The organism is Pseudomonas syringae CC1557 (assembly GCF_000452705.1).
In the GTDB taxonomy this organism is placed as follows: domain Bacteria; phylum Pseudomonadota; class Gammaproteobacteria; order Pseudomonadales; family Pseudomonadaceae; genus Aquipseudomonas; species Aquipseudomonas syringae_F.
Genome location: NZ_CP007014.1, coordinates 857,994 through 871,927 on the forward strand (window position 1 = coordinate 857,994; position 13,934 = coordinate 871,927).

A 13,934-nucleotide genomic window follows, 5' to 3' on the forward strand; every position below is an offset into this window, starting at 1 on the left:
GGAACTCTGAAAAAGTGTGCACGCGGGCAGCCTGACGCAGAAATGTGACAGGCTGATGAGGCCGGCGTCAGAACGCCAGTTTGAAGCCGATGATGCCGAGCATGATTGCCAGGCAAGGGCGCAGCAAATCATCGGATATACGACCCGCCATGTGGCTGCCCAGGTAAATGCCCGGCAACGACCCCATCAATAGCCAGCCCAGCAATTCCCAGTTCATATTGCCCATGCTCGCGTGGCCTAAACCTGCGACCAGTGTCAGCGGAACGGCATGCGCGATTTCCGTGCCGACCAGGCGGCGAGTGGGCAGCAATGGATAAAGAATGAACAACGCCACAGTGCCCAGCGCGCCCGCCCCGATAGACGTCAGCGCCACCATGGTGCCGAGAATCAGGCCAGTGATGACCGTCAGTACGGTCAGGCTGGTGCCGCTGAAAAAAGATTTTCCATCGCCGCGCCCGTGGGCGAACGCCAGCAGCTTCTTCTTGAACAGAATGGCGGTAGCGGTGAGCAACAGGACAAACCCCAGTGCCTGCTTGATAATCGCGTTCAACGCGTCAGGTGCTGTATGCAGCGAGCTGAGGAACCACAGCGTCATCAATACTGCCGGGACGCTGCCCAAGGTCAACAGCCCAGTGACTTTCCAGTCGATATTGTCATTTTTACGGTGAACCAGAACCCCGCCGGATTTGGTAATCGCGGCATACAGCAGATCCGTCCCCACAGCTGTCGCCGGATTGATGCCGAACCACAGCAGAATCGGCGTCATCAACGAGCCACCACCGACGCCCGTCATGCCCACGATGAAACCGACCACCAACCCTGCTACTACAAAACCCAGATTACCCGCTTCCATAACCAACCCTGTCGAACACATGCATCAGGCAAAAAGTGCCGGGAAGCATAACGACTTGAGTCTGAAACGGTTATGAAGAAAGGATCTAAGGTTATAACCGCTTATCGCGGGTTATCGCCGCTTCGGCCGCTTCGACAACGCTTTGAAGGCGACGGGTCGGGCCCAGCCAGTCAACCAGTGCGTTAGCCTCCATGGGCTTGGCAATCAGATAGCCTTGACCCTCGTCACAGCCCCATTGCTTGACCAGGCGGCGAATCTCTTCGGTTTCGATACCTTCAGCCACGACGCAGTAGCCCAATTTCTTGGCCAGACCGATTAATGCTTTAACCAGCCGCTGATCAGTCTTGTCGGACGCGAGATTACGAATCAGGGACTGGTCAAGTTTGACCGTGGTGGCCGGCAACTGGCGCAGATAATTCCAGTTGCTGTAGCCCGTGCCGAAGTCATCAATTGCGACATCCATGCCCATCTGGCGCATGCGTTCCAATTGGTGGCGCACTTCGGCCGGATTGTGCATCAACGCACCTTCGGTGAATTCCAGCTCAAACCGGGTCGGATCGATCTTGTGCTGCCCCAAAAGGCGGATCATGCGGTCGGTAAAGGCTGGGCCGGTGAGGTCTTCCGGGCTGACGTTGATGGCAATGCGGAAGTCGAAGCCCTGCTGCTGCCAGCGTGCTGCCTGTTCGATTGCGCTCTTCAATACCCACAGGCTCAGCGGGCGCATCAGGGCGGTCTTTTCGGCCAGCGGTACAAACTCGGCAGGGCCGATGGGGCCAAGCGTCGGATGGTTCCAGCGCAGCAAGGCTTCCACCGAAGTGCACAGGCCGGACTCGAGGTCGATGCGGGGCTGATAAACCAGGCGCAACTGATCGTGGGCATGCACGGCGGTGGTCAGCGAACTGAGCAACTTGAAAGCGCGTTGCTGGGCGGCATCGAAGTGCGGTTCGTACATCGCCCAGCCGAGATCGCGGTCACGTGCGTCGTCAGCCGCGCTGATGGCCATGCGCATCCAGTCCTGTTTTCCATTCGGGTCGCGATTCAAGGTCACGATTCCGAGACCCACCTGCATCAGCACCGGAATGCCCCTGCATTCGACCGGCGTCTCGAAGTCTCGCAGGAGGGTGCGAAACAGGTGATCAGGCACACGGTCCCCCGGCAGCAGAAAACCGAAGCGGGTAGGGCTGACCTTGTACAGTGAACAACCCTGCGGTAACAGGCTCTCCAGGCGCGCCTTGATCTCCGTCACCATGTCCTGAGAGAAGCTGTAACCGAGCGCTTTGACAATATCGTTGAGGAACGTGGAGGTGATCATGTCCACCGCCACCAGTTGGTAATCGATACCGGACGCCAGCGCCTGCTGAATGTCTTCCTGCAGGCGCGACCGGTTGTACAGGCCGGTGGGCTGGTCGATGAAGCAACTGAGCCGCAGACTGACGATGCGCTTCATGACCAGTGACGCAAAGCCCTTGAGCATCTGCATCTGGTGTTCGGTCATAGGCTCGCGAGGCTGGGTGTCGATCACACACAGACTGCCCAGCGCCAAGCCGTCATCAGTAATCAGCGGGGCTCCGGCGTAATAGCGGATATCAGGGTGCCCGGTGACCAGACCGTTGTTCATGAAACGCTCGTCGATCGTGGCGTTGGGCACCTCGAACAACGTGTCGGAAAGGATCGTATAGGCACAAAACGAAACGTTGCGCGGCGTCTCTATGGCCTTCATACCGACCCTGGAGCGAAACCACTGGCGATTTTCGTCAACAATCGAGACCAGCGCGATGGGCGCCTGAAAGAACGCAGCGGTCATCGCCACGATCTCGTCCAGTACCTCATCTGACGTATCTTCAAGGACGCACAGCTCCCTAATACGCAACAGGCGTTGCGTTTCATTCATCGGGATGGGGGCGCTGGCGTTCATAGAATTCTCGCTGGGTGCTCAATGATGACTATTTGACATCACGTTATTCACTTTAACAGACGAAAAATTTTCGACTACGGGCGCGCGACATACAATTAGTCGGCAGAAGCGCAGGTTTTTTGAGGGCGGTTTGTCCTACAAGCCCGATTAACAAGGCTTTGTCCTTTTATTTTCGGGGCTTTATAGCTATTGCCGTTCGTCGCCTGGTTGTAAACGGCACGAGATAATGGGGGCATGTTGAACAGTGTCTGTACTTCAAGCGCTGGCCAGCATCGTTTGAGAAGGGCTTGGAAGTTCGCCTGAGCAGAAGAAACCTGGCATAAAACGTTTACGTATCGAATCCGTTACAAAGGCGCCAAATGTTCATCAAGGACCTGCGTAGCAGTCATTTACCTATTTTGCCGCCGGCATAATCTCAGTCTCAACAAGCCAAAAAAAATGACTCTCCACATCCGTCCTGCCACCCCATCAGACACACCCGCCATCAGCCGTCTGATCCTGACCACGCTGCGCACCAGCAACGCCATGGATTACCCCGTCAGTGTTATCGAGCGCGTGGAGCAGAGTTTCACCCCGGAGGCATTAGCCGTATTGATGTTGCGGCGTCTTGTGTTTGTCGCCGCAGCGGGGGAGGTTATCGTCGGAACCGCGAGCCTGGACGGGCGGGCTGTGCGTTCGGTGTTTGTTGATCCCGAATGGCACCGGCATGGGGTGGGACGGCTATTGATGTGTGAGGTCGAGCGGGTTGCCCGTGGGAATGGCGTGTTGTCTCTGGTGGTGCCGTCATCGTTGACTGCACAGGGGTTCTACGTCGCGCTGGGTTTTGAGGTCGTGCGCGAGCAACAGCATGGCGAGGAGCGTACCTTGATCATGGAGCGGAAGTTAAGCGTCTGAGGCTTACCGCGTATCAGGCGGTGACCTCTTGAATTTCCTGCAACTGGTAGTGCGCATACAGCGTACTGGCGATCAGTGTGCAGAATACTTTCAGGGTGTCGAGGGTGTCGTGATCGTCGAGTTGCGCCGGCAGAGTGTCCAGGCCGCACAGCGTGCCGAAGAAATCGCCATTGGGAAAAACGATGGGCAACGAAAAATAGCTCTGGAAGCCGTAGAGCTTTGGAACGGGGTGCTCTGCGTAAACCGCATCGGTAGCCAGCTCGTTGATGACAATGGGCTGCCTGTGCTGGCGCAGTTCATTGCACAGCGTGGCTTCAAGCTTGAGCTCGTGACCCGGTTCCAGTCCGAAATTGATTTCGTCGTAGACTGCGCACGCGGTCCAACTGCTATCAGTCACTTTCGCAATCGCTGCAAATCTCAACCCCGTCAGGCGGGTAACCAGCCGCAAGAGGCTGGAAGTGGCTTCGATTTCACTGATGACTGCCAGCTCTGCTGAAGTCAGGTTGCTATTCAAAATGTATCACCCTGGTCATAAAACACTCATGCAGCGTCGGCAGTAAGCCTGGCGCTGTCGATTCCGTGCAGAGTGTGATCGTGCCATATCTGATCAGGGCTTACATAGCTATCTTGTCGTTACCCATAATATTTAGTATCAACTTTTAGAATTGGTCAGGACGCACGCTTTGGCAACGCTGCATTCGTCAGCGTTGCAAACGCAAGAGCATCACGTTTTGAATCGTAATACCAAATCATTCAGATTTACCGCTAGCTCAGAAAGCTCGTTACTGGCTTCCAGCGTCTGGCGTGTGCCTTCGCTGCTTTGCACGGCCAGGTTGCGGATGCTGATCAGGCTTCTGTCCACGTCCCGCGCTACATGCGCTTGTTGTTCAGAGGCGGTGGCGATTTGCAGGTTGCGGTTGTTGATCTCCAATACCGAATCGGTGATCTGGCGCAGTGATTGCCCGGCGTCCTCTGCCGTTTTACGAGTGTTGTGAACTTCCAGCGTGCTCTTCTGCATGGATTCGACGGTAGCGGACGAGCCCGCCTGGATCGCCGAGATCATCTGTTCCACTTCCTGGGTAGAGGTTTGTGTGCGATGCGCCAGTGCCCGAACTTCATCAGCCACCACTGCAAACCCGCGACCCTGTTCACCTGCGCGAGCAGCTTCGATGGCGGCGTTGAGTGCCAGCAGGTTAGTCTGCTCTGCAATTCCGCGAATCACGCCCAGTACCTTGCTGATGTCCTGTGCCTGACCGGCGAGGGCGGTGACCTGTGCGGATGAACCTTCAACCAGTCCGGTCAGGTTCTGCATGGCGATCAGGGTTTCCGAAACGCGCTGGTTACCCAGGTCGGCAGAGACGCTGGACTGTTGAGCCGCTTCAGACGTGGACGTAGCATTACGAGCGACCTCCTCTACGGCAGCACTCATTTCGTTTACGGCAGTCGCGGCCTGTTCGATTTCGCTGTTCTGTTGTTGCAGGGTGCGGTCGGCGCTTTCGGTGATTGAAGTCATTTCGACGGCGGCGGTGCTCAGTTGAGCCGACGCGCCGGAGATTTGCTGAATGGTCTCGCGCAGGTTTTTCGACATCAGGTTCAGCGAGGTCATCAGGCGGGACGCCTCGTCGTTGCCGGTGACTTCCAGTTGTCGGGTCAGATCGCCTGCCGCGATGTCTTCTGCGAGCTTCAGGGAGACGCTGATCGGATCGACAATACTGCGGGTCAGCGCAATCGCAAGGAACACCGTCAATATCGACGCAATAATCACCACGGTCAGCAGTACATTGACGCTGTGGTCATAGACCGCCGTGGCGTCACTGCCAGAGAGTTCAGCTTCTTTCGCATTCTGCCCACGGAGTGTGCTGAGATCGGCCTGATAGGCATTGGCCCGTTTGACTTGCTCGTTGTTGGCGAAAGACAACGCTTTTTCGTGATCCGTAGCGTCGGTTGTAATGATCTGCTTCACACCTGCCACGTAGGCGTCCATCTTGTTGTGGGCGTCCTCGAACTGGATTCGGTCCTGCTCGCCGGAAATCAAATGCTGCCGGTAGAACTCACTGCGTGATTGCAGCGTATCAATGGCTTCCCGGGCGCTGGTCGCGGCGGTACTTCGCACTGTAGGGTCTGTGCTTGCCAGCATGCGGATGCTTTCCAGGCGGGCATGAAGCAGAGCGATCTGAATATCGTCGACGACCTGAATGCTGGGCAGCGAGTTCTCCTCTATGTTCTGCTCCGCCCCGCGCAAGTGGCCGATCTGAACGTAAGAAAACGCCCCCAGGCCTATTAAAAGCAGGGTAATGATGCCAAAGCACAACGATGCCCTGCGCGAGATATTTAACGATCTGAGGTTCATGGTTGCCTCCAGCGGCAAAAAAACAGGCGGACGGGTGAAAAGCCCCTTCCAATAACGGGTTTTCTGCCGAAGCCGGGCGAGCTTTAATTAAAAGCCATGAAACTTATTTCATGCCGGCGGCAAGTTACTGGATGTACAAAGTTGACGTCAGACAAGCGTGTTAATAGTTGAGGGTGTGAGTGATAGCACCTCCACACTTAAGTATTAACTCTAATTTTAGTGCTTCGGTTTTGATGACGCGGTTTTGTTTATCCATAGCGTCTTTCCAGATCTACCCGAGCCAGCGCTGGCAGATGTACATCGATCTGCAGAAAATGGCCAAAGCGGACGTCAACTGGAACGATCTCTACTACAGTCGACACATCAGTGTTTCGCGCAAGAACATTGAGCACTTCGGCCAGAACCCGTTGAGTCGTTTTCATGCTTGAAGAAACCGCCAGGAAATGCAGCAGACAGGGCTCTCTGCTTAGCGCAAGGAGCTCTGATTCCTCGAACGATGACTGCCCTGCGGGCTAATTTGTATCTTCAGGTTTACCAGGTCTTTGACAGGCTTCGCGAGTGGTAAGGTTCGCCCTTTTTGCGCTTGTACCCTGCGGAGCCTTCATGCACAAACCCACCCCTCGTACTGAATCCCCGAACGCGCTGGCGTTCATCACGCGGTTTTTCGCCGCAGAGTCCGCTGGTGGCCTGATCCTGATGGCCGCTGCGCTGGCAGCCTTGATTGTTGCGAACTCGCCGTTGGCTGACAGCTATTTTGCCGCATTGCATGCGGTAGTCGCGGGGCTCTCGGTTTCGCACTGGATCAACGACGGCCTGATGGCGATCTTCTTCATGCTGGTCGGCCTGGAAATCAAACGGGAAATGCTGGCCGGCCAGCTTGCGTCCTGGAGCCAGCGAGCATTGCCGGGTTTCGCCGCGTTGGGCGGCATGGTGGTTCCGGCACTGATCTACGTGGCATTCAACTGGGGCCAGCCAGACACCATCGGCGGCTGGGCCATTCCGGCGGCGACCGACATCGCCTTCGCGCTGGGTGTGCTGTCCTTGCTTGGCAAGCGCGTGCCGCTGTCCCTCAAGATATTTCTGTCTGCCCTGGCGATCCTCGATGACCTCGGCGCGGTACTGATCATCGCGCTTTTCTACACCAGCGACCTGTCGATCCCCATGCTGCTGGCAGCGTTTGCCAGCATTGCCGTACTGGTGGCACTGAACCGACTAGGCGTGAAAAAACTGCTGCCCTACCTGATCATTGGCGCGCTGCTGTGGTTTTTCATGCTCCAGTCCGGCATCCATGCCACCCTCGCAGGCGTTGCGCTGGCGCTGTGCATTCCGCTCGGCAAACCTGACGAAGAGGCCAGCTCGCCGCTGCTGCATCTTGAAGAGAAACTGCATCCATGGGTCGCTTTCGCCGTCGTGCCGATTTTCGGATTCGCCAACGCCGGCGTGTCGCTGTCAGGCATCACCGCAGAGAAGCTGGTTGACCCGGTGCCGCTTGGCGTCGCCCTCGGGCTGTTGATCGGCAAACAGGTCGGCATCTTCGCCCTGGCTGCGCTGGCCATCCGCGCCGGCCTGGCTCGCTTGCCCGACGGCAGCAACTGGGGTCAGCTTTACGGTGTTGCAGCACTGTGCGGCATCGGCTTCACCATGAGCCTGTTCATCGGCGCACTGGCCTTCCCGGGCTCACCGGAACTGGTAGACGAGGTGAAGGTGGGTGTGTTGATTGGCTCGGTATTGTCGGCTGCGTTGGGCGTTGTGGTGTTGCGCAGGTTTGGGCGGCAGGTGTGAGAAGGCGTAAGTAGCAGGCAGAAAAACGCCTCCACTCGGGAGGCGTTAATCTTTACTCAGTACATCACTAAAGAATCAGGCCAGATCGAAACGGTCCAGGTTCATCACCTTGGTCCAGGCGGCCACGAAGTCTTTAACGAACTTCTCGTTTGCGTCCGAGCTGCCATACACCTCGGAGATCGCACGCAGTTGAGCGTGTGAGCCGAAGACCAGATCGACACGAGAGCCGGTCCACTTCACTTCGCCGGTCTTGCGGTCACGTGCTTCGAAGGTGTCGTTGGCACCCGAAGTCGCTTTCCACTCGACACCCATGTCCAGCAGGTTCTTGAAGAAGTCGTTGGTCAGGGCTTCTGGCTGGTGCGTGAACACGCCATGTTTGGTCTGCCCTACGTTGGTGTTCAAGACCCGCATACCGCCCAGCAGCACCGACATTTCTGGTGCAGTCAGCGTCAGCAGCTGCGCCTTGTCTACCAGCAGCGACTCAGCCGACACCTTGTAACGGCCTTTCTGATAGTTGCGGAAGCCATCGGCAATCGGCTCAAGGAAGCTGAACGACTCAACATCGGTCTGCTCTTGAGAAGCGTCTGCACGACCCGGTGTGAACGGAACCGTAACCTGCTGGCCTGCGTTCTTCGCGGCTTGTTCGACGCCTGCATTACCGGCCAGAACAATCAGATCGGCGATGGAGACCTTCTTGCCACCCGACTGAGCAGTGTTGAACTCATTCTGAATACCCTCAAGGGTCTTCAGTACGCTCGCCAACTGCGCAGGCTGGTTGACGGCCCAGTCCTTCTGCGGAGCGAGACGCAGACGGCCACCGTTGGCACCGCCGCGCTTGTCGGAGCCACGGAAGGTGGAAGCGGCTGCCCATGCGGTCGACACCAACTGCGAAACCGACAGGCCCGACGCGAGAATCTTCGCCTTGAGCGCGGCAACATCCTGATCATCGACCAGCGCGTGATCGACGTTTGGAATCGGGTCTTGCCAGAGCAGCTCTTCGGCTGGCATTTCCGGACCGAGGTAGCGGGCGAGCGGGCCCATGTCACGGTGAGTCAGCTTGAACCAGGCACGGGCAAATGCGTCGGCCAGTTGCTCAGGGTTAGCCAGGAAGCGGCGCGAGATCTGCTCGTAAGCCGGATCGAAACGCAGCGCCAGGTCAGACGTCAGCATGCTTGGCGCGTGACGTTTGCTTGGGTCATGGGCATCCGGAATCTTGCCAGCGCCAGCGCCGTTTTTCGGTGTCCACTGGTGTGCGCCCGCCGGGCTTTTGGTCAGCTCCCAGTCGAAAGCAAAGAGGTTTTCGAGGTACTCGTTGCTCCACTGAGTTGGCGTCGAAGTCCAGGTCACTTCCAGGCCGCTGGTGATGGTGTCACCACCTTTACCGGTGCCAAACTTGTTGACCCAGCCCAGGCCCTGCAACTCAAGACCGGCCGCTTCCGGCTCCGGACCGACGTTGTCAGCCGGGCCTGCACCGTGAGTCTTGCCGAACGCGTGACCACCGGCGATCAGCGCCACGGTCTCTTCGTCATTCATCGCCATGCGGCCGAAGGTTTCACGGATATCCCTTGCCGAAGCAACCGGATCAGGAACACCTTCCGGGCCTTCCGGGTTCACGTAGATCAAGCCCATCTGCACAGCGGCAAGCGGGTTTTCCAGATTACGTTCGCCACTAGCAGTACGGCTTTCTTCGTTAGCGTGATTTTCCGGTTCGGCCACCAACGTGCCGTCGCCCGGTTGCTGCATCTTCTTCTGCGCGCCGTAACGCTCTTCGCCACCCAGCCAAGTGGTCTCGGAGCCCCAGTACACATCTTCTTCCGGTTCCCAGACGTCAGGACGACCACCGGAAAAACCGAAGGTCTTGAAGCCCATCGACTCCAGCGCAACGTTACCGGTGAGCACGATCAGGTCAGCCCAGGAAATCTTGCGGCCATACTTCTGCTTTACCGGCCAGATCAGACGACGGGCCTTGTCCAGGCTGACGTTGTCAGGCCAGCTGTTGAGCGGCGCAAAGCGCTGCTGACCGGCACCAGCACCGCCACGACCGTCACCGGTCCGGTATGTGCCGGCGCTGTGCCAGGCCATGCGAACGAAAAAGGGACCGTAATGACCGAAGTCAGCCGGCCACCAGTCCTGGGATTGAGTCATGACATCGCGCAGGTCTTGTTTGACCGCTTCGAAATCCAGGCTTTTGAATTCTTTGGCGTAGTCAAAACTCTCGCCCATCGGGTCAGAGAGCGAGGAATGCTGATGCAGAATCTTCAGATTCAGCTGCTTCGGCCACCAGTCACGGTTGGTGGTGCCGCCGCCAGCAGCGTGGTTGAAAGGGCACTTCGATTCAGTTGACATGCTTGATACACCTTTTTGTCATTTCCATCCGGCCGTTCACTCCACTCTGGAAATTCGGACCGCGATGAAGGAACTCAGTAGCACAGGGTTCATACCGGCCGCTCGATCGGGCCGACTCTACAAATACGCCGCGTAGCGCCAATCAGATTGCTACGCTGCTAGCCCACAACCTGCGCAGTAAGCTTGAGCTCATTCTTATCTCCTTATCAGGGCAAAACCGCACGGCCTCCGCCGGTGCATTCCTAGATTAGCCTTCTTGGTGGATATTTCTAATAGAAAGAACGTTGGGAGGTGATAGGGAGATTTTGGTACTGGCCTGGATTGGTGAATCTACGTTGTGCCGTCATCGAAATGCCCGGTCATTCTGCTAGCCTGTCCGGTCATTCAGCCTGCATATCAGACGTACCCATGATCACGATTAGAACCATGACGATGGACGACTACGACGCCGTTATCGAACTCATGAGCAATACACCAGGCATCTCGATTCGCGATGCCGACTCACGCGAATCGACCGCACGTTATCTGGAACGCAACCCCGGCATGAGCTTTGTGGCTGAGGCAGATGGTGGTTTATGCGGCTGTGTCATGTGTGGGCACGACGGTCGCCGGGGGTATTTGCAGCATTTGGTGGTGCTGCCTGAGTATCGGCGGCGGGGGATAGCGAAAGACCTGGTTGAGCGGTGTCTTGGGTGTCTGGAGGCAGTGGGGATTTATAAGTGTCATCTGGATGTGTTGAAGGGGAATGAGGCGGCTGGGCGGTATTGGTTGGGGCAAGGGTGGGTTTTGCGGGAGGATATTGATCGGTATTCGATGGTGCGGCGGGGTGGGGGGAATGTTTGAGGTGGGGGGAGGCGTCGGCAACTCTGGATTTTAGGCGCAGAAGAAGACGTCTGTAGACGTCTTCATTTGCAATTTGGTGGCCGGGGTAATCTGAAACAGTCGTTTATCCTATTGATTAATATAATAAACTCTTGTCCCAGCTTTTGACTGGAATACCAATTGGAATACCTCAAGGGAAACTCTGAAAAAGACTTCCAAATCTGGTGAAATACACCAGGCCTAAAAAATGAACGGTTGAGCCCGGATGAAACAGATCTCCTTCGCTGACGCCGAATACGCTGGAAAACGTAAACAGACCCGCCGTGAACGCTTCCTGATCGAGATGGATCAGGTCGTGCCTTGGAAAGGCTTGATCGAGCCGCACTATCCAAAGGGCGAAGGTGGGCGTCCGGCATACCCGTTGATGGCAATGCTGCGGGTTCATCTGATGCAAAACTGGTTCGGTTATAGCGATCCGGCGATGGAAGAGTCCCTCTACGAGACCACGATTCTGCACCAGTTTGCCGGGCTGCATCTGGATCGGATTCCAGACGAAACCACGATCCTCAACTTCCGCCGACTGCTGGAAAAGCATGAACTGGCTGGCGGGATTTTGCAGGTTATCAACGGCTATCTTGGCGACCGTGGTTTGTTGCTGCGCCAGGGCACCGTGGTCGATGCGACGATCATCCATGCGCCCAGCTCGACGAAGAACAAGGACGGCAAGCGCGACCCTGAAATGCACCAGACGAAGAAAGGAAATCAATATTTCTTTGGGATGAAAGCGCACATCGGTGTGGATGCCGAATCCGGTTTGGTGCACAGCGTGGTGGGCACGGCGGCGAATGTGGCGGACGTAACCCAGGTCGATCAGTTACTGCACGGAGAAGAAACTTACGTCTCTGGCGACGCCGGTTACACTGGCGTCGAAAAACGTCCCGAGCATCAAGGTCGTCAAATGATCTGGTCGATTGCAGCGCGGCCGAGCCGTTATAAAAAGCATGCAAAGAAGAGCCTGATCGGGCGCATGCGTCGCAAAATCGAATACGCGAAGGCCCAAGTGCGAGCCAAGGTTGAACATCCATTTCGCGTGATCAAACGCCAGTTTGGCTATACGAAAGTGCGCTTCCGAGGCCTGCTGAAAAACACGGCGCAGCAGACCACGTTGTTTGCTCTGTCGAACCTGTGGATGATGCGAAAGCGATTGCTGAGCGCGGGAGAGGTGCGCCTGTAATGCGGACAGTGAGCGCTGAAAAGCGCTTTATCGCAGAAAAAGAGGTGATTGAGGGAGGGAAAGGTCTGATTTCGATTGAGTCGACGTTTTTTGAACACTGAAGCAACGTGTAGATTAAAAACGTCTGCCTACTTCAGACCTTCCCAAGGTATCCTGTTAGCTCTCGGGTATATCCGAGGTGGTAATTTTTTCGCATCTATGATTGGCAGGGGCCTTCGAAAATCTGTCGGGATAACAGACCGCAATCGAACTGAGCTGAAAGTTGCGACAGGCAAAGCTGGCCAGTAGTTTGCTGGTCAGCTGGTATCGGCTGTAGGAAAAAGCTAATGTTAGAGTCCGCATAGAAAATCCAGGATGGTTTACTAATTATTGCGCCGGGCAGAGGATAGAATTTGTGATAGTACCTACGGACGGTTTGCTTTTGTGGCTGGCGCCTTGCGTTGTTATATCGGAATTTAGTCCGCTGATGGAAACCAGGTCGAGCTCGCCACATCCTTGAACGAGTTGCGGAGTTAATGGATTTTCGTTTGCTGTCTGTCCAACGTGATAATCAGATTGCTCGGCAAACCGTTGTCATTCGTTCCTTGGCGGAGTATGTACGCGCCAGAGACGCTATCTCACATTGGGATGTAAACTTTTTTGGCTGAATAGAATTCCTATAATGCTAGCAGAGGAAAATAATTGAAAAATGGGATATGTGGATTGTGCAAAAGACAGGCAATTCTCAAGAAAAGTCACTTATTGCCTAAGTCGGCCTACAAAGTACTAAGGTGCTCAGGCACTAAGTTTTCACCACCAACTAAAGTTGAAATTGATCGGAAAAGATTTGTAAAAACGGATCGGCAGATCGTGGAGTATTTTTTATGTGGAAAATGTGAGCAAAGATTCTCCACAAGAGGTGAAGACGTAGTTTCAAAACTTTGGGCTAGAAGAGAAAGATTTCCGCTTCTGGATATTCTTCAGCTGCTTCAACCCGTAAGTATTCGCGGCGAAAATTGTGGATATGCAACTGAAGATTTAGATCAATTTATTGTCAGGTCTTTACATTATTTTGCGATTAGCGTCGTATGGCGTGCAATAAAATGGCCTGGTGAGAATTGTAGCTTTGGTGGTGCTGATGTTCGAGTTAGTTGCGAGAGCTTGAGGCGGATCGAAGAGTACCTGTTGGGAGGACGTGTCAATCTCGAAAATTCTCTAATAATGATTTCTGTCAATACGTATGACGGGTTGAATGATATAATATCAATTCCATCATCTCACGCTTGGGAAGAATTCAATTTTTTCGAATTTTACATTTTAGGTTTGAGATTTAGAGTTTTTTTAAATTTTCGTTTTTTTGAGTCAAAAATAAGAATTATTGAAAATGGGCTAAATGTCATGATCATGACTGCGGATCATGGTAATGAACCATTTATAAAGGAGGTCGCCAATTTCTTTTTTAAAAACAATATAGGTTAGTGTTGTTCTGATTTTAGTTAAATATTTTCAATGTGTTGTATCCTGATTGTAACTTTACTTTGGCGTGGCTTAGAGGCGTATGGTACGTCTTCAAAGCCAGGCGATTTTGCAGGGGGGGGTAACAGGGAACTGTCTGGAGCATAGGCGAAAGAGCACTAAGTTTCACCAAGATAGTCTGAGTCGAGTTTGTATGTAGAGTATTGTTTTGTTTCTATAACGCCCAGTCCGTACTCTATCATCAGTTGTGCTAAGTTATTTTGTAAGCGCTCCACAAACCCCA

The 13,934-nt window shown here is 54.9% G+C and carries 10 protein-coding genes and 2 pseudogenes; 6 read left to right on the forward strand and 6 right to left on the reverse strand.

Going from position 1 to position 13,934, the window contains the following annotated elements; all coding sequences use genetic code 11:
• Positions 1-67: 67 nt before the first annotated feature.
• Positions 68-853, reverse strand: coding sequence for a sulfite exporter TauE/SafE family protein (locus N018_RS04035; RefSeq protein WP_025388895.1), 786 nt, complete (start codon positions 851-853; stop codon positions 68-70).
• A 91-nt stretch (positions 854-944) separates the two neighbouring features.
• Complete coding sequence (locus tag N018_RS04040; RefSeq protein ID WP_025388896.1) at positions 945-2,768, reverse strand: sensor domain-containing phosphodiesterase; 1,824 nt, start codon at positions 2,766-2,768, stop codon at positions 945-947.
• A gap of 438 nt (positions 2,769-3,206) precedes the next feature.
• On the opposite strand from N018_RS04040, the gene N018_RS04045 reads away from it, so the two are divergent.
• Entirely contained in the window at positions 3,207-3,662 is a 456-nt protein-coding gene (locus N018_RS04045) for a GNAT family N-acetyltransferase (RefSeq protein WP_025388897.1), read from the forward strand.
• A 13-nt stretch (positions 3,663-3,675) separates the two neighbouring features.
• Here the strand turns inward: N018_RS04045 and N018_RS04050 are convergent, their stop codons facing one another.
• The 3 genes and pseudogenes from N018_RS04050 to N018_RS28495 all read right to left on the reverse strand — a co-directional run.
• The gene (locus tag N018_RS04050) at positions 3,676-4,176 is read right to left on the reverse strand and encodes a GAF domain-containing protein (protein ID WP_025388898.1); all 501 of its coding nucleotides are present in this window, start codon (positions 4,174-4,176) and stop codon (positions 3,676-3,678) included.
• Between the two features lie 210 nt (positions 4,177-4,386).
• Positions 4,387-5,268 (reverse strand): methyl-accepting chemotaxis protein, encoded by an 882-nt coding sequence (locus N018_RS28490; RefSeq protein WP_418903466.1) that lies wholly within the window; start codon positions 5,266-5,268, stop codon positions 4,387-4,389.
• Positions 5,242-6,012 (reverse strand): annotated as a pseudogene (locus N018_RS28495) (MCP four helix bundle domain-containing protein); the annotation flags it as partial. The pseudogene N018_RS28495 and the gene N018_RS28490, both read right to left, overlap by 27 nt.
• Before the next feature lie 281 nt (positions 6,013-6,293).
• On the opposite strand from N018_RS28495, the pseudogene N018_RS26060 reads away from it, so the two are divergent.
• Positions 6,294-6,528 (forward strand): annotated as a pseudogene (locus N018_RS26060) (hypothetical protein); the annotation flags it as partial.
• Positions 6,529-6,615: 87 nt separating this feature from the next.
• Complete coding sequence (gene nhaA / locus N018_RS04060; RefSeq protein WP_025388900.1) at positions 6,616-7,794, forward strand: Na+/H+ antiporter NhaA; 1,179 nt, start codon at positions 6,616-6,618, stop codon at positions 7,792-7,794.
• 75 nt (positions 7,795-7,869) lie between these two features.
• Here the strand turns inward: nhaA and katG are convergent, their stop codons facing one another.
• Entirely contained in the window at positions 7,870-10,140 is a 2,271-nt protein-coding gene (katG, locus tag N018_RS04065) for a catalase/peroxidase HPI (protein ID WP_025388901.1), read from the reverse strand.
• Between the two features lie 408 nt (positions 10,141-10,548).
• On the opposite strand from katG, the gene N018_RS04070 reads away from it, so the two are divergent.
• The 3 genes from N018_RS04070 (at position 10,549) to N018_RS27200 (ending at position 13,654) form a co-directional block, all read left to right on the forward strand.
• A complete protein-coding gene (locus N018_RS04070) occupies positions 10,549-10,983 on the forward strand; it encodes a GNAT family N-acetyltransferase (protein WP_025388902.1) in 435 nt (144 codons plus the stop codon).
• A 244-nt stretch (positions 10,984-11,227) separates the two neighbouring features.
• On the forward strand, positions 11,228-12,196 hold the full coding sequence (locus N018_RS04075; RefSeq protein WP_025388903.1) for an IS5 family transposase: 969 nt from the start codon (positions 11,228-11,230) through the stop codon (positions 12,194-12,196).
• Between the two features lie 681 nt (positions 12,197-12,877).
• Positions 12,878-13,654 (forward strand): hypothetical protein, encoded by a 777-nt coding sequence (locus N018_RS27200; protein ID WP_154219930.1) that lies wholly within the window; start codon positions 12,878-12,880, stop codon positions 13,652-13,654.
• The last annotated feature ends 280 nt before the right edge of the window (positions 13,655-13,934 follow it).